A 17,232-nucleotide genomic window follows, 5' to 3' on the forward strand; every position below is an offset into this window, starting at 1 on the left:
CCGACGAGAAAAGCCGAAGGCCAAGCTCACAGGAGCTTGGCCTTCGGCTACTTCGCGTGCGCCGCCAGGGACTCGAACCCCGGACCCGCTGATTAAGAGTCAGCTGCTCTAACCAACTGAGCTAGCGGCGCCTGCTGACGTCGTAGACCTTAGCATCCTGATCGGCGGGAGGAAAAATCGATATGCGGACGGTCGCGCGGGCCGCGCGGACGGCCGCCCAGAGCAGGATCTCCGGGCCGGGGAGCCACGGGTGCCGGGTGTCCGGGGCGACCAGCCAGCGGGTACCGGCCGTGGTGGGCGAGGGGGCGTCGCGCGGTGCCGGCGCCGGTACCGTCACCGCGTCGCCGGTGCCGTGGCAGAGCAGCGGCGGCACGGCATCCCCGCGGCCGCCCCACTCCTCCCAGCCCAGCAACGACGGCAGCCGGGCGGCGGTGCCGGGGCCGGCGAACAGGAGCATCCGGCCCCGGAGGACCGCGACCGGCCCGGAGCCCGGCCCCTCGTCCCACAGCCGGTCCAGCATGCGGCGGCCGAAGATCGCCGGGGCGTTCACCACGTCGAACACGGTCCCGCAGGGCAGGACGACCGGGGCGTCCGGCCGCTCCTCCCAGAACGCGAGCGTGCTCCGCGGATACGTTCCTGCGGAGGCCAGCCAGGCGGCTCCGTCCGGGGTGACCCCGGCCGCGGGCGCCGCCCGCGGCCGCCGGCCCGCCCCGGGCGCGGGCGGGGGGGGGGGGAAGAGGGACTTTTACCCCGCCCGCGCACCGGGCCGGGCGTCGCCCTGCCGGCGGGCCCGGGGGGGGGCGCCCCCCGCCGCGGCGCCCCCGGCCCCCCCCCGGCCCGGGAAGGTCTCGTACGGTGTGCGGCTCATGAGGCATTGATACCCCTCGTGCACACCTGCTCGCCGTCAGTTGCGGGAAACCCGGACAGGAGCCAACGGAGAGGGGTATCTTGCCCACCCGGCATATGCCATGCGCCGGTTCCGGCTAGATCTGCTCGGGCCCTTGCCCCTCCCGCCCCCTCAGCAGATCCCGGCCGAACTCGACCATCTTCTTCGCGTAGTCCTCGGTCCACTCCGCCCGCTCGGCGATGTCGGCCGGGGTGAGCCGGTCGAAGCGGCGCGGGTCGGCGAGCTGGGCGGCGGCCATGGCCTGGAACTCCACCGCCCGGTCGGTGGCCATCCGGAACGCCTGGGTCAGCTCCGTCGCACGGGTCAGCAGCGCCCCGGGGTCGTCGATCGACTCCAGGCCGAAGAAGTGCTCGGGGTCGGCGACCGCTTCCACTGGCTCGAAGAGCAGGGGCGCGGGGCGTAGCCGCGGTTCGTTCCGACGCGGCGTGGGCTCCGCCATGTCTGGTCCTCCTCGTACGGTGTCGATGACTGGGGTCCGATGACCACCGTCCATTGTCCCGCGCCCGCGCAAGGGGACCCCGAGGCCGACGGCTGCCCCTCCGCTCGGCCGCTCAGGACCCCCACGTCACCCGGTGCTCGGCCAGATGTGCCAGTACCGCGTGGTTCGCCTCCCAGCCGTCCGGGGCTGTGGCGTTTCGGCCGCCTCCGGCGGCGTGCCGGACTCCGTCCGGCGGGTGGGCGGAACCGGGGCGGGTGTCCGTCAGGGCCGCCACGTCACCCGGTGCTCGGCCAGATGTGCCAGTACCGCGTGGTTCGCCTCCCAGCCGTCCGGGAACTTGACGAGGGTGCCCAGCTGGACGGGTTCCGTCGACGGGTAGTCGTCCAGGAGGTCGGTCACGCCGGCGCGGCAGACCATGATGCAGGCGTGGCGGTGGCGGGAGGCGAGGACGCAGAGACGGCCCGTCTCCAGGTGGAAGGCGGTCGCGTCGGGGCGGCCGGAGAGCGGGTGGAGGACCACCGTCACGTCGTACTCCCGGCCCTGGAGACGGTTGGCCGTGTCGACCGTGACGTCGGCCGCGCCCAGCTCCGCCAGGGCCGCGCGGACGGCCGCCGCCTGGTCCCGGTGGGCGGTGCCGACGGCGATCCGGTCGGCCGTGAGGGGGGAGGCGGCGGGGGAGCGTTCCGAGCGGGCCGCGCCACCGCGGTCGAGCAGCCGCCGCACCACCGCCGCCACCGCGCGGACCGCCTCCGGGTCGGTGCGCGGGGTGTGCCGGGCGGGCAGTTCCAGCAGGCCCCAGCCGGACTCCGCCGCCTCGTCGATCACCCGGTCCGGCCCGGAGCCGTCGGAGGGAACGGCGAAGGTGAGGTGGCGGTCGCCGTGGCCGGTACCGCTGCGGAACGGGGTGTACGGGTAGAACGCGCCGGAGACGAGGGGCGCGGCCGACGCCGGCAGGCGCCAGGAGACCGGGAGACGGTGCTGGGGCAGGCCCGGGTTGTGGGCGAGGAGGGTGGAGACGGCGGACGCCGACGGGTCGTACGACAGGCCCGCCCACTGCTCGCTGCCCACGATGGCGAACGGGTCCAGCTGGCCGGGGTCGCCCACGAACAGCGCCCGCTCGAACAGGCCGGCCACGGCGAGCAGGGAGTCCGAGCGCATCTGGTACGCCTCGTCGACGATCGCGTGCCGCCACGGCTCGTCCACCTTGACGTGCGCCCACTTCGCGGCGGTGGACAGCACGACCCGCGCCTCCTTCAGCTCGGCCGCCTTCGCCGACTTGCGGACGCTCGGCAGGTCGTCCAGCGCCTTGTCGTACGGGTCGGCGTCACTGCTGTGCAGGCGGCCGACGGGCAGCTCCGGGTTCTTCTCGGCGAGCCGCAGGACCAGGTCGTCGACCTGCGCGTTCGTCTGCGCGACCACCATCAGCGGGCGGCCCGCCTCCGCGAGTTCCAGCGCGGCGCGGACCACCAGCGTGGACTTGCCTGCGCCCGGCGGGGAGTCCACGACCACACCCCGCTCGGTGCCGTGCAGGGTGTCGTGCAGGATCGCGGCGGTGGCCCGCGCGGCGGCCGTGCCGGGATCGAAGTCCGTGGTCGTCACAGGATGTCCTCCGGTGTCGCGGTGTCGGCCGCCTCCGGTGCCGCCTCGCCCGGCGGGCCGCCGTGCGTCCACGGGGTGTCCTCCGGGTCGGGCAGCTTGGCGCCGCCGCGCTGCTCGTGTTCGAACAGGGTGAAGAGGAGCCGATCGCCCTTCTCCGGGACCGAACCGGGTTCGGGTTCCTTGCCACGGCCCATCTTGTCCAGGACGCGCAGCACCAGGACCCCCTCCGCCTCGTACCCGACGAACTCCGCCGACTGCGGCTTGCCGCCCAGCGAGCGGTACGCCTTGGCGCGCTCGCCCAGCTGCGGCCGGTCCTCGGTGCGTACGGTCAGCAGCGGGCGCGGGCTGGGCCGCTTGCCCTCGCTGTACGCCATGACGACGTCGAGGACCTCGCCCGCGAACGCCTCCCCGGACAGCCGCCGCCCCGCCATCACCAGCGGGTCGTCGAGGGCCTCCTGGGCGTCGAGGCGGGCCTGCTCGCGCTCGCGCGTGGCCAGCTTGTTCGCGGCGGTCACCGCGTCGTCGCGGCGCGGCTGCGGGGGTTCGCCGGCCAGCACCCGGTCGCGGTGACCGGTGAACGACCAGCGGTCGCGCGTCCACCGTTCCTCGACCCGGGCCCCCTCCGGCAGCCCGCGCAGCAGGTCCAGGCCCTGCCAGACCGCGTCCCAGGTGGGCCGGGTACGGCTCTCCACCAGGGCGCGGACCTCCCGCTCGGCGGCGGTGAGGATCATCAGCCGGTCGTCGGCCTGGAGGCCGTCCTCGGCCTCGGCGAGGGCGGTGCGGGCCCGGTCGTAACGCTCGAGGGCGGGGGCCAGCAGCTTGTTGTCGAAGGCCGGGTCGGTGGCGGGCCCGGCCGGCGGGCACAGCAACTGGCCGTCGCCGTCCCGCGCCAGCTCGGCCACCCGCGCGGCCGCCGCGCCGGTGCTGCCGTCCGGCGGGGCGATCCAGGCGAGCAGCGCGCCCAGGTGCTGGTCCTCGACGCCGGACTGGCCGGTCGCCCAGTGCCGGGACAGCAGGTCCGTCATGGCGAGGAGCAGGGACGAGCCGGGGACCCGGGCCCGCTCGCCGAAGTGGGTGAGCCAGCGGCCGAGCAACGGCACCCGGGGCGGCGCCGGATAGGGCGCCTCCGGCTCCTGCTCCGCCGTGCGCCGGAACCGCATCGAGCGGCCCAGCAGCCGTACGTACTCGATGCCCGCGCGTCCCGGGACGATCAACTGGGGCGCGTCCGCGCACAGTTCGACCTCGACCTTGACCCGCTTGCCGGTCTCCGGGTCGGTCTCGGTGCGCTCGGCCGCCTCCACGCCGGCGGCGTAGGAGTCCAGGTGGGGCAGGACGACGTCGGCGAGCTCGGCGAGGAAGGCGAACCGCAGGTCGCGGTCGCGCGGCTGGGGTACGACCAGCAGCCGCGGGGCGTCCCGGTCGGTGCCGACCAGGGCGCCGAGCGGGGCACCGGCCTCACCGGCGGTGGTGAGCGGCACGAAGACCAGCGGGCGGTCGGAGAGGTGTCGGTGGCGGACGGTCGCGGCGGGCTGCGCGCGGCCCGAGCTGACGGCCTCGAGGCGGGCGAGGGTGGTGATCAGTGACACACGGCCTCCCGGGCACCGCTCAGCGCCTCGGCACGCAGGGCCGCCGCCCGGCGCAGGGCCGCCACCGCCGGATCGGCCGGGTCACCGCTCTCGCCGCGCGCCGCCGACAGCACCTCCTCGACCGTGCTCAGCCCGCCCAGCTCGGCTCGCGCCGCCCGCCCCAGCGCGGTCACCTCGTCGGCCGCGCGGGACCGCTGCCTGCAGTGGAAGGCCAGCTCGCACGCGGACAGGCACTCGGGCGCGTACGTCGCGGGGACGGCGTCCACGGCCGCCGTCAGCTGCTCGGCGGGCAGGTCGGGGGCGAAGCAGGTGCCCTCCGGGAGCGCGTCGGCGATGTCCTGGACACGGGTGAGACGGGCCAGCTGGCGGGCGGTGACCGCGCGCTGCTTGCGGACGTCCACCGCGGCGGCGGTCGGCAGGTTGGCGAAGTCCTTGGGGCAGACGAGCAGCACGTCGTGGCGGACCCGGGGGGCCGGGGTGAGCCGGGCCGCGACCTGCTCCAGGGCCAGCACGTACACCGCGGCCTGCCGGGCGGCCGCGCCCACCTTCGCCGGGTCGGCGGAGCCGTCCAGCATCGGGAAGGACTTGATCTCCACGACCGTCCAGCTGCCGTCCGGGTGCACGACCACGGCGTCCGGCTCCAGGAACGCGGGCGAGCCGGCCACCTCGAGGGCCAGCATCGGATGGTCGAACAGCGCCCAGCCGCCCGTCTCGACGGCCTCGCGCAGCGCCAGCGCCGTGCGGGCCGTACGCCCCTCGGGCCCGATCGCGGACAGGTCCGGCACGGTGGCCCGCTCGGCCGGCTCGGCGCCCGGGTCGAGGTGGGCGCGCACCAGCCGCAGCAGCTCGGCGCCGCCGTCCGCCTTCACCTTCGCCTCGAAGGCGTTGCCCCGGGTCAGCGCGAACTGCGACTGGCCGAAGGCCGACGGCGAGCCGAGGGCGCTCGCCAGCGCGGTCTTGTCCACCCCGGCGCCGTCCAGGATCGCCCGCCGCCTGCACCCCGGGTTCGCGGCGAGCGCCGCGAGGGCACGCGCGTCCAGGGCCTTGGCCGGGACCGCGGGGCCGCGCAGCTCAGCGAGCCGGTGCCGCAGCGCCGTCCCCCGCGTCTGTGGGGGAAGCGTCCGGTTCGGCTGCGGGGGCGAGCCGGGACTCGCGCTGCGCTGGAATTCGCTCACCCGCCGAAGTCTGGCATCCGCCACTGACAATCGGGGAGCCCGCGACGCCCGAGCGCGCTGCGACGAGGGAGGCGCCAGGGGTGATCCGCACCCGGACGAGATCCGCGACCCGCATCACGTACGGCGCCAGCAGGTGACCCACGCCCATCACGAACACGCCCGCGACCGCGTCCAGGAAGTAGTGGTTGGCGGTGCCCATCACGACGATCGCGGTCAGCAGCGGGTAGGCCACGCCGAGCACCTTGGTCAGGCGGCTGCCGCCGTGGCGCCACAGCATCACCCCGCACCACAGCGCCCAGCCGCAGTGCAGGCTCGGCATCGCCGCGTACTGGTTGGTCATGCCGCCGAGGCCTCGCGGGGCACTGGCGTCGCCGCCCCACCAGCCGTACGAGCTGTACTGGGCCATCGTGTCGACGAACCCGTACTTCACGTCCAGCAGCCGGGGCGGGCAGGTGGGCAGCAGGGTGAAGCCGATCAGGCCGATGAACGTGGACGTCATCAGCCAGGTGCGGGCCCGCCGGTAGACCTCGGCGCGCTTGCGGAACAGGAAGACCAGGATCACCGGGGTGACCAGGTAGTGCAGCGAGGCGTACCAGAAGTCCGCGGGTACGCCGAGCCACGCCTCGCGCGTGAACAGGCGGTTGAGCGGGTGCTCGGCATTGAGGTGCAGCGCCTTCTCGATGCGCAGGATCGCCAGGCCGTGGTCGACGGCGGCGGACGTGTTCCCGCGCGCGAGCAGACGGCCGGCGGTGTAGCAGCCGTACACCAGCAGGATCAGCGGCAGCTCGGTCCACCAGCGCAGCCGGGTTCGTGCAGCCACCTCGGTGCCCGGTATCTCGGTCTGCGGCATCCGACTGCCTCCCCCTTCTCTTCGCTGTCCGCGCGGCACCCGGCGGGCCGACCGTGACACTTTACGTTGCGCGAATTCCCCGCCCGTGCGGGGCGCTCAGGAGTCAAAGACGCGGAGAGCGCGCGCCGGGTTGCCCGCGTCCCGCCCCGTTCCCGGCGCCTTTCCAGCCTGGGCGATGATGGAGGTGTCCCGCTTCCGAATTTCTCCCGAAAGGTTCTCCTCCCATGGCACCGCGCATCCTGCTGGCCCGGCACGGACAGACCGAGTGGTCGCTGTCCGGCAAGCACACCGGCAGGACCGACGTACCGCTCCTGGAGGAGGGCCGGCGGGGGGCCAAGCTGCTCGGGGAGCGACTGCACCGGCCGCCGTTCGACGGCCTCGCCGACGCCGAGGTGCGCACCAGCCCGCTGGCTCGCGCGCGCGAGACCTGCGAACTCGCCGGCTTCGGCGACCGCGCCGCCCGCTGGGACACGCTGATGGAGTGGGACTACGGGGCGTACGAGGGCCTGACCCCCGCGGAGATCCAGTCCGTCCGCCCCGGCTGGCTGATCTGGCGGGACGGTGTCCCCGGGGGCGAGTCCCTCGCGGAGGTCACCGCGCGGGCCGACGAGGTCGTGGCCTGGGCGCGCTCGGCCGACCGCGACGTGCTGATCTTCGCCCACGGGCACATCCTGCGGTCGATCGGGACGCGCTGGCTGGGGCTGCCGCTGGACTTCGCGGCCCGGATCCGGCTGAACCCGACGTCGCTGTCGGTGCTGGGGTGGGCGTACGGCGAGCCCGCCATCGAGAGCTGGAACGACCTGGGGCATCTGGCCGGCTGACGGCGGGCCGGGGGCGGGAGCGCTTACCGGCGCTGGCAGGGTGCCTTCCCCAGCCTTCGGCCGGGGGTATCCCCGGCGCCCACCCGTGCCGCCGTGCGGCACGCCTGCCCGCAGCTGGGTATGGACACAGGGCGCGGCTGGGCAGCGCCCCGTGAGCGGCGCTGGGGTACCCCCGGCCGAAGGCTGGGGGTAGGAACTGCGCGACCGGCCCCCACCCACCCGCAGCCGAACGACTACAGGTCCACCCCTGTCGGCCCTACACGCCCCTCGGCGTGGACGCGTGCCGGTCCAGGAACTCCTGGACGCCGCCGGCCCGGCGGTGCGGCAGCAGCACCCGGGCCGTGCCCGCCAGCATCCCCTGGATCCGGGACGACTGGACCTGGTCCAGCAGGTCCAGCACCCGCATGCCGGCCGTCGCCGCCTCGTCCGGACGCCCTCCGCGCGCGAGGTCGTCGGCGAGTTCCGCCGTGTACAGCGCGATGTTCCTCGTGAAGTGCGGATCCTGCAGATCGGCCGCCCGGTGCGCGTGGCGTGCGGCGCGTCGCCAGTCGCCCAGCATGGACCAGCACTGCGCCTCCAGGCCCTCCAGCTCGGCCTCTCCGTAGAAGCTCATCCACTCGGGGTCGGCGTCCGAGCGGCCCCGCTCGAAGAGGATCTGTGCGCGGGCCAGCGCCTGTTCGGTGCCGGTGCGGTCGGCGAGCCCCGCCCAGCCGCCCGCCTCGCGCAGCGCGAGCAGGGACATCAGGCGGGCCGAGCCGAGGGGCCGGCCGACCCGCTGCGCGGCCTGGGCCGCCCGCACCGCCTCCCGGGGCCGCCCGGCGTCCCGCGCCAGGAACGCGGTGTTGCAGAAGGCGTGCGCCTCCAGCCCGGCGTCCCCGGTCATCCGCGCCGTCGCCAGCGCCTCCGCGTAGTGCGAGCGGGCGTCGTCGAAGCGGCCCGAGTCATGGGCCAGCCAGCCCACCGAGATGGCCAGTTCACCGGCGCCCGAGTGCAACCGCTCGGCGGTCGTCTGCCGGGTCGCGCCCGCGTCGAGGAGTGCGTACGCCGCGCGCAGCGGAGCCGCCGCGCGCCGGTACAGCCCGTCCGCGCCGTGCCGGTCGTCCAGCAGCCGGATCCGGCGTACGGCCTCCTCCAGGGCGGCCGCGTGCGAGGACCCGGCACGGCGCACCGGCCGGTCCGCCGCCACGGCGTCGATGGTGAACCCCAGCGGGCCCAGGGTGGCGGCGGCCACGGTGGCCCCTCCGCCGGTCATGAATAGGCGACGCAGCACGTCGCTCTCCTCGTAGTTGTCGTGCGTCTCGTACGGGTCCTGCGGGTTCCGCGTCTCGCGCGGGTCATGCCGGTCGTGCGGGTGGTGCGGATCCTGCGGGTCATACGGCTCGGCGGCCCCCTGCGTCTCACCCCGGCCGAGAACCAGGGGCACGTCGCCCGGCGGCCGCGCCGCGCGTCCGCGGACGGACGAGCGGGGCGCGAAACCGAGGTCGGTGAGCGTACGACCGGGGAACATGTGCAGGAACACCCGTTCGTAGGCGTAGTTCGGGCAGCGGATCTCACCCGCCTCGACCCGGCCGATGTAGCGCGCGTCACAGCTCACCCGCTCACCGATCTCGCGGGCGGCACGCCGAACGAGCGCGGCGAACTCGGCCGGCGAGTGCCGACCGCGTACCTGCCGGAAGGCGAGGTTCGGCCGTACCGGCCGATCGGGCTGCGACGAGGTCGTGGTGGACGACGTCATGGCCGGGTCCTCTCGTGCGAACCGTCGAACCATGCCGGACTCGTGATGAGTTGTCCGAGTGGACCCTAGATTCCGGCGGGCAAGAACGTACCTGCTGTGTCGGACCCGTGACGCTGGGTTTGGCTACAAACCGGATATCTCATGCACGATCTGCCATGAACTGCCATCCTTTGCGGCTGACTTCCGCCGTAGCCGTTGACGCGGTGGCGCGTTGGACCGCATGGACTGCAAGAGGGCTGCGCGGTGGAGGCCGGCATGGAGACCAGCCAGGGCAACGATCCTTGTGACGACGCGGGATGCGACCTCGTGACGGTGCCGGCCCGGCAGGGCCTGGAGGCGGTCGACATCCTGCGCCGGGGGGCCGGGGAGGCGGTGGGTCCCGTGCTCCACGACGACGGGGGCGGCACCCTCGGCTTCGTGGTGCCGGCCGGTACGGCGGCGGGCTGGGACGTACCCGGCAGCACCTGTACCGAGACCGAGGGCCGCGGGCTGCGGCTCAGCCCGGAGCCGCCGGTCGAGGGCTCCGACTGGCTGCTGCCGCCCGGCGAGGCCGAGCTGGCGACCGATCCGGCGGTGCTGCGGCGGGCGCTCGGGGAGGCGGCCCGGATGATCGAGGCGGCGGACAGCTGCCGCTGAATTTCCCGGACGGCCGCCGCCTGGGAAAATGGCAAAATGGGCAAGTCCAGGAACTCACGTCGCCGGTCGGCCGCCGCCGAGGCCGTGGTCGAGGCCGTCGACGGCGGCCTCGCCCAGCTCATCCCGGACCCCGACCGCGGCCGGGCCTGGACACTGCTCATCGACGGCGCCCCGCAGTCGCACGTCGACCTCGACGACCCGGCATACCTCTCCTTCGAGTACCAGCGCCGGCTCGGCCATGTCATCGACCTGGTCGCACCGCAGGGCAGGCCCCTGCAGGTCGTGCACCTCGGAGGCGGTGCGCTCACGCTGGCGCGGTACGTCGCCGCGACCCGGCCCCGGTCCACGCAGCAGGTCGTGGAGCGGGACGCGGCCCTCGTCCAGCTGGTGCGGCGCGAGCTGCCGCTGGACGCGAACGCGCGGATACGGGTGCGGTCCGTGGACGCCAGGGACGGACTGGGCAGGGTGCCGGAGGCGTGGGCGGACCTGGTCATAGCGGATGTGTTCAGCGGGGCGCGCACTCCGGCGCACTTGACGTCCACGGAGTTCCTGGACGCCGTGCGGAGGGTGCTGCGGCCGGGGGGAACGTACGCCGCGAACCTCGCGGACGGGCCGCCGTTGACCCACCTGAGGGGTCAGATCGCCACCGCGGGGGCGCGGTTCGCGGAGGTCGCGGTGGTGGCGGACGCGGGGGTGTGGCGGGGGAAGCGGTTCGGCAACGCGGTGCTGGTGGCGGCCGACGTACAGCTCCCGGTCGCGGAACTGACCCGGCGTTGCGCATCCGATCCGCACCCGGGGCGGGTCGAACACGGGCGTTCCCTACGGGACTTCACCGGCGGCGCGGCCGCCGTGACGGACGCGGTGGCCGTGGCTTCACCTTCCCCACCGCCTTCGGTGTTCCGCTGAACCCGCGGACCGGTGGGGTCTGATCGCGCAGTTCCTCCCCCAGCCTTCGGCCGGGGGGATCGCCAGCGCCCCTGACGGGGCGCTGTCAGCTGCACAGCCGCCGGCGGTCGTGCCCCTGGGGCGGCACGGGTGGGCGCGGGCGGTGCCAGGCAGGCGCCGGTGAGCGTCCCCCCCGGCCGGCACTCAGTACGTCTCGACCTGCACCTGCGGTGCGCTGTCGTGCCACGTGCAGAACACGGACACACGGTCCGTGCTCCTGCTGAACTCGATGCGGATCCACGTCTCCGTCTTCCACACCTGCATCGACCAGCCCGTACCCGGCGTCGCCGACACCAGGGTCGCGCTGGTGTCGCCCAGGTCGAAGACCGCCCGGCCGCCATCGGTGTCGTACGCCTTGACCTGGCCCGAAGCGGTGGCGGAGGAGGTGGTGGCGGTCGGGCTCGGGGTGCCGGCCGCGGTCCGGGACGGCGTCGGTGCGGGAGTCGCCGCCGGGCGCGGGGAGGCGGGGTGCGACGGGCTCGGGGCGCGGGACGCGGCCGGCGCGAGCGACTTGGCGCCCTGGGGCGTCGGGTCGTCGTCCGCCGCCGTGACGGGGAGTGCGCGGGGCGGGTCGTAGGCCGTGGCCGCCATCACCGCGTGGACGCCCCACCACGACAGCGTGACCGCCGCGCCCGTGGCGAGCAGCCAGGCCATCACGTGTACGAGTCCTCTGCGCATCGCGGGCCATACTGCCTCAGGGGTACCGCCCCGCGCACTCGACCCGAGTTATCCACAGGCTCCGACCGGCGCCTGCCGCATGGCGTACGGTGCGGCGCATGGCAAGTGTGCTCGTGGTCGAGGACGACCAGTTCGTCCGCTCGGCGCTCATCCGGCATCTCACCGAGGCCTCGCACACCGTGCGCAGCGTCGGCACGGCACTGGAGGCCCTGCGCGAGGTCGCCCATTTCCGCTTCGACGTCGTCGTGCTGGACCTCGGACTGCCCGACCTGGACGGCTCCGAGGCGCTGAAGATGCTGCGCGGCATCACCGACGTGCCCGTCATCATCGCCACCGCCCGGGACGACGAGACGGAGATCGTCCGGCTGCTCAACGCGGGGGCGGACGACTACCTGACGAAGCCGTTCTCCGTCGAGCACCTGTCGGCGCGGATGGCCGCCGTGCTGCGCCGGGCGCGGTCGGGCGGCGGCGAGCCGGCCCCGTCGAGCGTGCTGCGGGTCGGCGGGCTGGCCGTCGATCCACTGCGCAGGCAGGCCGAGTTGGACGGGGTACGACTCGACCTGACCCGGCGGGAGTTCGACCTGCTGGCCTTCCTCGCCGGGCGGCCCGGGGTCGTGGTGCCGCGCAAGGAGCTGCTGGCGGAGGTGTGGCAGCAGGCCTACGGGGACGACCAGACCATCGACGTGCATCTGTCGTGGCTGCGGCGGAAGCTGGGCGAGACGGCGGCCCGGCCGCGGTATCTGCACACCCTGCGGGGCGTCGGCGTGAAGCTGGAGCCACCGGGCGGGGAAGCGAGGCCGGTCGGATGAGATGGGCTCTGGTCAAGGTCTGCCTCGCGGTCACCGCGATGGTCGTGGTCGCCTTCGCCGTCCCGCTCGGCCTGGTCGTCAAGGAGCTGGCCCGCGACCGGGCGTTCTCCAACGCCGAGCGGGAGGCCGCCGCCGTCGCCCCGGCCCTGTCCATCACCACCGACCGCGACAAGCTGGAGCGGGTGGTGGCCGCGGCCGGCGCCGACCGGGGCATGGCCGTGCACATACCGGCCGCCGGCGGCCAGGCCGCCGTCGACATCGGGCGGCAGCGCGCCGCCGACCGGGACATCGCGGCCGTTCGGAAGCTGGGCCGGGCCTCCACCACCGGGGTGGCCGGCGGATCGACCCTGCTGCAGCCCGTCGCGCTGAGCTCCGGTGCCATCGCGGTCGTCGAGGTGTACGTGCCCGAGTCCGAGGTGACCAACGGGGTCGGCACGGCCTGGGCGGTGCTCGCCGCCGTCGGCCTGGCGCTGATCATCGGCTCGGTCGCGGTCGCCGACCGGCTGGGCGTACGGATGGTGCAGCCCGCCCAGCGGCTGGTGGAGGGCGCGCACGAACTGGGCGAGGGCAAGCTGGGGGCGCGGGTACCGGAGGAGGGGCCCAACGAACTGCGGCTGGCGGCGGTCGCGTTCAACTCGATGGCCGACCAGGTCGTCCAACTGCTGGCGAACGAGCGGGAGCTGGCCGCCGACCTGTCGCACCGGCTGCGCACCCCGCTCACCGTGCTGAGGCTGAACGCGGCCTCGCTCGGCGACGGGACCGCCGCCGAGCAGACCCGGGCCGCCGTCGCGCAGCTGGAGCGCGAGGTCGACACCATCATCCGGACCGCGCGGGAGGCCAAGCCGCAGACCGCGGCCGTCGGGCCGGGCGCCGGGTGCGACGCGGCCGAGGTGGTGCGCGAGCGGATGGGGTTCTGGTCGGCGCTCGCGGAGGACGAGGGTCGCAAGTGGCGGGTGGCCGGCGTGGACCGGCCGGTGCGCATACCCGTGGCCCGCGCCGACCTGGCCGCCGCGCTCGACGCGCTGCTCGGCAACGTCTTCCGGCACACCGCCGAGGGCACCGCCTTCGCCGTCGACGTGCACAACGCCGAGGACGCGGTGATCATGCTGGTCTCGGACGCGGGGCACGGCATCCGCGACCCGGAGGCGGCGATGGCCCGCGGGCGGGGTTCCGGGGCGGCCGGGTCGACCGGGCTCGGCCTTGACATCGTGCGCCGGCTCGCCGAGTCGACGGGCGGTGACGTGCGGATCGGGTCGTCCGTGCTGGGCGGCACCGAGGTGCGGATCTGGATCCAGCTGGACGGCCGGAAACCGGAGCGCACGGGGCACCGGGGAGCGGTGCGCAGACGCCGTTCGCGCAGGCCGCCGGGGGACCCGGGCAAACGGGGGACCGGGGGAACCACCGGCAGGATTGGTCTCGACCTTTAATCGGTCCCGATGCCTTCCTTAAGCGCACCCTAAGATCCCCAACAGCCGTCCCTATCCGGCCGTTTGTCCGATTCCCGGCGGCTAGCGTGCTGCCGCACCCCACCCCCGTTGGCAGGCGAAGGCAGGCACGGCATGAGCACGCACCGGCGCAGAATCAGTGGCAGGAACAAGGCGATAGGCGGTCTGGTCGCGGCGGCCGTGGTCGGTGGCGGGGCGATCCTGTTCACCGGGATCGCGCAGGCGGCCGGGGTCGGCGCCGCGTACACGAAGACCAGCGACTGGTCGACCGGGTACACCGCGCAGTACGTCGTCACGAACAACAGCGGCGCCAGGGAGCAGACCTGGACGCTCGAGTTCGACCTGCCGGCCGGTGCGAAGCTCAGCTCGCTGTGGAACGCCGAGTACACCGTCAGCGGGCAGCACGTCACCGTGAAGCCGCCGAAGTGGGACACGGACGGCCTCGCGGCCGGCGAGTCGGACACCGTCGGCTTCGTGGTCAACGGCAGCGGGGACCCGACCGGCTGCCGCATCGACAACGCGAGCTGTTCGGCGGACGGCACGGCGACCCCGGAGCCGAGCGGCCGCCCGACACAGTCCGCCACCCCGACCGCGACGGCGACCCCGACCGCGAAGCCGACGGCCACGGCGACCGCCACCTCCACCCCCACCGCGACGGCCACCCCCACCGCCTCCCCGACCCGGACCACCGGATCCGGCACCACCGTCCCCGCCGGGTTCGCCCCGTACGTCGACACCTCCCTCTACCCGGCGTTCGACCTCCTCGCGGCCGCGAACGCCACCGGTGTGAAGAACTACAACCTGGCCTTCGTCACCGACGGCGGCGGCTGCACGCCCAAGTGGGGCGGCGTGACGGACCTGGCGAGCGACGGTGTGGCGTCCCAGATCGGCGCGCTGCGCGCCAAGGGCGGTGACGTCCGGGTCTCCTTCGGCGGCGCGTCCGGCTCCGAACTCGCCACCACCTGTTCCTCGGCGGACGCGCTGGCGGCGGCGTACGGCAAGGTCGTGGACGCGTACAACCTCACCAAGGTCGACTTCGACGTGGAGGGCGGCGCGCTGCCCAACACCACGGCGAACACCAACCGCGCCAAGGCCATCGCCAAGCTCCAGGCCGCCCACCCCGGCCTGGACGTCTCCTACACCCTCCCGGTGATGCCGGAGGGCCTCACCCAGGACGGCGTGAACCTCCTGTCCAACGCCAAGGCCAACGGCGTGCGGATCAGCGCCGTCAACATCATGGCGATGGACTACGGCGCCTCCTACAACGGCGACATGGGCACCTACGCCACCCAGGCCGCCACCGCCACCCAGGCCCAGATCAAGAGCGTCCTCGGGCTCTCCGACTCCGCCGCCTGGAAGGCGGTCGCGGTCACCCCGATGATCGGCGTCAACGACGTCTCCTCCGAGGTCTTCAAGGTGGACGACGCCACCCAGCTCGTCGACTTCGCCAGGTCCAAGGGCCTCGGCTGGCTCTCCATGTGGTCCGCCGCCCGCGACCAGCAGTGCGCGGGCGGCGCCAAGCCCACCGCCGACGCCACCTGCAGCTCGATCACCCAGGACCGGTTCGCCTTCTCGAAGGCGTTCGCGGCGATCGGCTGACCGCACCGCGGCACGTCCGCTCAGAAGCCGGGCCCGCCCGGCCCGCCGAACCCCCCGAAACCACCCGGCCCGCCCATCGGCGGGCCGTGGTGGTGCAAGCCGTCGAAGAGGGCCTCGGCAAGGAGCATGCCGCCGACGTCCGCGGCCCCCGCGACCAGGGCGGTCTTCCGCCAGGGGGTGTGTACCAGCCGCCGGGCACGGTGCGGCCGCCGACCAGGCCGCCCTGTCAGCCGGCCACCGCCGGCAACGCCCCCGTCCGGGCCGCCGCCGCGTACCAGCGGGCGCTCGACTTCGGCGTCCGCGCCAGCGTCCCGTGGTCGACGTACACCGCGCCGAACCGCTTCCCGTACCCGTACGCCCACTCGAAGTTGTCCATCAGGGACCACAGGTAGTAGCCGCGCACGTCCGCGCCGTCGGTGATCGCGCGCCGCACCGCCGAGAGGTGGCCGTGCAGGTAGGCGATGCGCTCCGGGTCGTGGACCCTGCCGTCCGGGCCGGGCCTGTCGTCGTAGGCCGCGCCGTTCTCGGTGACGTAGAGAGGCAGGTCCGGCGCCTCGTGGCGGTAGCGCATGATCAGCTCGTGCAGGCCCGTCGGGTCGATCGTCCAGCCCATCTCGGTGCGCTCGCCCGGCGTCCGGTGGAAGGCGACGTCGTCGGCGCCCGGCCAGGGCGAGTGGGCGCCGGTGCCGTGACCGTCCGCGCGCGGGATGCCGGTCGTGCCGGACGCGGCCGACACCAGGGTGGGCGTGTAGTAGTTCAGGCCGAGGGCGTCCAGCGGCTGGTGGATGGCGGCGAGGTCGCCGTCGCGGACGTGCGACCAGTCCGTCACCGACGCCGTCGCGGCGAACAGGGTGCGCGGGTAGGCGCCGTGCAGGAGCGGGCCGTGGAAGACGCCGTTGGCCAGGTCGTCGATGGTGCGGACCGCCACCAGGTCCGCCGGGTCCTGTGAAAGCGGCCGCACCACGGCGGAGTTGAGGCTGATCGCCACCTGGTTGCGGGCCGGCGTCACCGAGCGCAGCGCCGACGTGGCGAGGCCGTGCGCGAGGTTGAGGTGGTGCGCGGCGCGCAGGGCGGCCGCCGGGTGGGTGCGGCCGGGGGCGTGCACACCGGAGCCGTAGCCCAGGAAGGCGCTGCACCAGGGCTCGTTGAGGGTGATCCACTGCTCCACCCGGTCGCCGAGCGCCTCGCCGACGATCTTCGCGTACTCGGCGAACCGGTACGCCGTGTCCCGCTCCGGCCAGCCGCCCGCGTCCTCCAGTTCCTGCGGCAGGTCCCAGTGGTAGAGGGTGATCGCGGGCCGGATGCCCTTCGCCAGCAGCTCGTCGACCAGCCGGCGGTAGAAGTCCAGGCCCACCTGGACGGCCGGACCGCGGCCGGTCGGCTGGACGCGCGACCAGGAGACCGAGAACCGGTAGGCGTTCAGGCCGAGCTCCGCCATCAGCGCCACGTCGTCGCGGTAGCGGTGGTAGTGGTTGACGGCGAGGTCACCGGTCTCGCCGCCCGCCGTCCTGCCCGGCGTGTGGCTGAAGGTGTCCCAGATCGACGGGGTGCGGCCGCCCTCCCGTACCGCGCCCTCGATCTGGTAGGCGGAGGTCGCGGCGCCCCAGAGGAAGCCAGCGGGAAACCTCTCGGTGGGTGGATCGGTGGGTGGATCGGTCGGCGGATCGGTCATGGAAGCGCTCCCATGGTCGGCTTGGCGCCATTATGCATGGGAGCGCTCCCATGGCAAAGGGGGTCGCCGGACCTCGCGGCCGGATCCGGAGTGGGGGAGGCCCGGTCCGTCGGAACCGGCCCCGGAACGCTCACCGTTCACCTTTCGGCGCCCGTTCCGTGGGTGTGCCGTTCTGGTCCCGGAAACCCCTTGCACTCCGCGGCGGGCGGCCCAATTCCCGGGGCGCCGCCGACCGTCGCCGCTGTGACCTGCGTGATTCCGGGATGAGACGGGCTGATGTCCGGTCGGCGAAACTCTCCGGTGCGACACATTCCCGTGACGCGCGGAACACGCTTA

General features: G+C 74.2%; 14 protein-coding genes, 1 tRNA gene and 1 pseudogene. 6 read left to right on the top strand and 10 right to left on the bottom strand.

Annotated elements, in window-relative coordinates:
* Positions 1 to 57: 57 nt before the first annotated feature.
* From AB0472_RS16970 to AB0472_RS17000, 7 genes and pseudogenes are all read right to left on the bottom strand, one after another.
* Positions 58 to 131: transfer RNA gene (locus AB0472_RS16970), tRNA-Lys, on the bottom strand.
* Positions 122 to 697: pseudogene (locus tag AB0472_RS16975) on the bottom strand (bifunctional DNA primase/polymerase); the annotation flags it as partial. The gene AB0472_RS16970 and the pseudogene AB0472_RS16975, both read right to left, overlap by 10 nt.
* 286 nt (positions 698 to 983) lie before the next feature.
* The gene (locus AB0472_RS16980; RefSeq protein WP_366357227.1) at positions 984 to 1,346 is read right to left on the bottom strand and encodes a hypothetical protein; all 363 of its coding nucleotides are present in this window, start codon (positions 1,344 to 1,346) and stop codon (positions 984 to 986) included.
* A 261-nt stretch (positions 1,347 to 1,607) separates the two neighbouring features.
* The gene (locus AB0472_RS16985) at positions 1,608 to 2,945 is read right to left on the bottom strand and encodes an AAA domain-containing protein (RefSeq protein WP_366357228.1); all 1,338 of its coding nucleotides are present in this window, start codon (positions 2,943 to 2,945) and stop codon (positions 1,608 to 1,610) included.
* Entirely contained in the window at positions 2,942 to 4,531 is a 1,590-nt protein-coding gene (locus AB0472_RS16990; RefSeq protein WP_366357229.1) for a hypothetical protein, read from the bottom strand. Before AB0472_RS16990 ends, AB0472_RS16985 begins: the two co-directional genes overlap by 4 nt.
* Entirely contained in the window at positions 4,522 to 5,706 is a 1,185-nt protein-coding gene (locus tag AB0472_RS16995; RefSeq protein WP_366357230.1) for a hypothetical protein, read from the bottom strand. Before AB0472_RS16995 ends, AB0472_RS16990 begins: the two co-directional genes overlap by 10 nt.
* Positions 5,603 to 6,556 (bottom strand): phosphatase PAP2 family protein, encoded by a 954-nt coding sequence (locus AB0472_RS17000; protein ID WP_366357231.1) that lies wholly within the window; start codon positions 6,554 to 6,556, stop codon positions 5,603 to 5,605. The genes AB0472_RS16995 and AB0472_RS17000 overlap by 104 nt, the downstream gene beginning before the upstream one ends.
* A gap of 224 nt (positions 6,557 to 6,780) precedes the next feature.
* On the opposite strand from AB0472_RS17000, the gene AB0472_RS17005 reads away from it, so the two are divergent.
* Positions 6,781 to 7,377, top strand: a complete 597-nt coding sequence (locus AB0472_RS17005) for a histidine phosphatase family protein (RefSeq protein WP_366357232.1) — start codon at positions 6,781 to 6,783, stop codon at positions 7,375 to 7,377.
* A 256-nt stretch (positions 7,378 to 7,633) separates the two neighbouring features.
* Here the strand turns inward: AB0472_RS17005 and AB0472_RS17010 are convergent, their stop codons facing one another.
* On the bottom strand, positions 7,634 to 9,112 hold the full coding sequence (locus AB0472_RS17010; RefSeq protein WP_366357233.1) for a hypothetical protein: 1,479 nt from the start codon (positions 9,110 to 9,112) through the stop codon (positions 7,634 to 7,636).
* A 255-nt stretch (positions 9,113 to 9,367) separates the two neighbouring features.
* Between AB0472_RS17010 and AB0472_RS17015 the strand changes: the two genes are divergently transcribed.
* The gene (locus tag AB0472_RS17015; RefSeq protein WP_351712689.1) at positions 9,368 to 9,748 is read left to right on the top strand and encodes a hypothetical protein; all 381 of its coding nucleotides are present in this window, start codon (positions 9,368 to 9,370) and stop codon (positions 9,746 to 9,748) included.
* A gap of 36 nt (positions 9,749 to 9,784) precedes the next feature.
* Positions 9,785 to 10,654 carry a fused MFS/spermidine synthase gene (locus tag AB0472_RS17020; protein WP_366357234.1) on the top strand — a complete coding sequence of 290 codons (870 nt, stop codon included), beginning with the start codon at positions 9,785 to 9,787 and terminating at the stop codon, positions 10,652 to 10,654.
* A 183-nt stretch (positions 10,655 to 10,837) separates the two neighbouring features.
* Here the strand turns inward: AB0472_RS17020 and AB0472_RS17025 are convergent, their stop codons facing one another.
* A complete protein-coding gene (locus AB0472_RS17025) occupies positions 10,838 to 11,371 on the bottom strand; it encodes a hypothetical protein (RefSeq protein ID WP_366357235.1) in 534 nt (177 codons plus the stop codon).
* 98 nt (positions 11,372 to 11,469) lie between these two features.
* Here AB0472_RS17025 and AB0472_RS17030 point away from each other — a divergent pair, with 98 nt between their 5' ends.
* From AB0472_RS17030 to AB0472_RS17040, 3 genes are all read left to right on the top strand, one after another.
* Positions 11,470 to 12,180, top strand: coding sequence for a response regulator transcription factor (locus AB0472_RS17030; protein WP_366357236.1), 711 nt, complete (start codon positions 11,470 to 11,472; stop codon positions 12,178 to 12,180).
* On the top strand, positions 12,177 to 13,607 hold the full coding sequence (locus AB0472_RS17035) for a HAMP domain-containing sensor histidine kinase (protein ID WP_366357237.1): 1,431 nt from the start codon (positions 12,177 to 12,179) through the stop codon (positions 13,605 to 13,607). Before AB0472_RS17030 ends, AB0472_RS17035 begins: the two co-directional genes overlap by 4 nt.
* A gap of 132 nt (positions 13,608 to 13,739) precedes the next feature.
* Positions 13,740 to 15,224: a cellulose binding domain-containing protein gene (locus AB0472_RS17040; RefSeq protein ID WP_366357238.1), complete on the top strand. Its 1,485-nt coding sequence runs from the start codon at positions 13,740 to 13,742 to the stop codon at positions 15,222 to 15,224.
* A 226-nt stretch (positions 15,225 to 15,450) separates the two neighbouring features.
* Here AB0472_RS17040 and AB0472_RS17045 read toward each other — a convergent pair whose 3' ends face one another.
* On the bottom strand, positions 15,451 to 16,896 hold the full coding sequence (locus AB0472_RS17045) for a GH1 family beta-glucosidase (protein WP_366357239.1): 1,446 nt from the start codon (positions 16,894 to 16,896) through the stop codon (positions 15,451 to 15,453).
* Between the last annotated feature and the right edge of the window lie 336 nt (positions 16,897 to 17,232).

Source organism: Streptomyces sp. NPDC086777, from assembly GCF_040702065.1.
GTDB lineage: Bacteria > Actinomycetota > Actinomycetes > Streptomycetales > Streptomycetaceae > Streptomyces.

Coding starts and splice junctions, on each gene's coding strand:
- AB0472_RS17030 (WP_366357236.1), top strand. CDS start 11,470: ATGGCAAGTGTGCTCGTGGTCGAGGACGACCAGTTCGTCCGCTCGGCG.
- AB0472_RS17010 (WP_366357233.1), bottom strand. CDS start 9,112: ATGACGTCGTCCACCACGACCTCGTCGCAGCCCGATCGGCCGGTACGG.
- AB0472_RS17045 (WP_366357239.1), bottom strand. CDS start 16,896: ATGACCGATCCGCCGACCGATCCACCCACCGATCCACCCACCGAGAGG.
- AB0472_RS17015 (WP_351712689.1), top strand. CDS start 9,368: ATGGAGACCAGCCAGGGCAACGATCCTTGTGACGACGCGGGATGCGAC.
- AB0472_RS17040 (WP_366357238.1), top strand. CDS start 13,740: ATGAGCACGCACCGGCGCAGAATCAGTGGCAGGAACAAGGCGATAGGC.
- AB0472_RS16980 (WP_366357227.1), bottom strand. CDS start 1,346: ATGGCGGAGCCCACGCCGCGTCGGAACGAACCGCGGCTACGCCCCGCG.
- AB0472_RS17020 (WP_366357234.1), top strand. CDS start 9,785: ATGGGCAAGTCCAGGAACTCACGTCGCCGGTCGGCCGCCGCCGAGGCC.
- AB0472_RS17035 (WP_366357237.1), top strand. CDS start 12,177: ATGAGATGGGCTCTGGTCAAGGTCTGCCTCGCGGTCACCGCGATGGTC.
- AB0472_RS17005 (WP_366357232.1), top strand. CDS start 6,781: ATGGCACCGCGCATCCTGCTGGCCCGGCACGGACAGACCGAGTGGTCG.
- AB0472_RS17000 (WP_366357231.1), bottom strand. CDS start 6,556: ATGCCGCAGACCGAGATACCGGGCACCGAGGTGGCTGCACGAACCCGG.
- AB0472_RS17025 (WP_366357235.1), bottom strand. CDS start 11,371: ATGCGCAGAGGACTCGTACACGTGATGGCCTGGCTGCTCGCCACGGGC.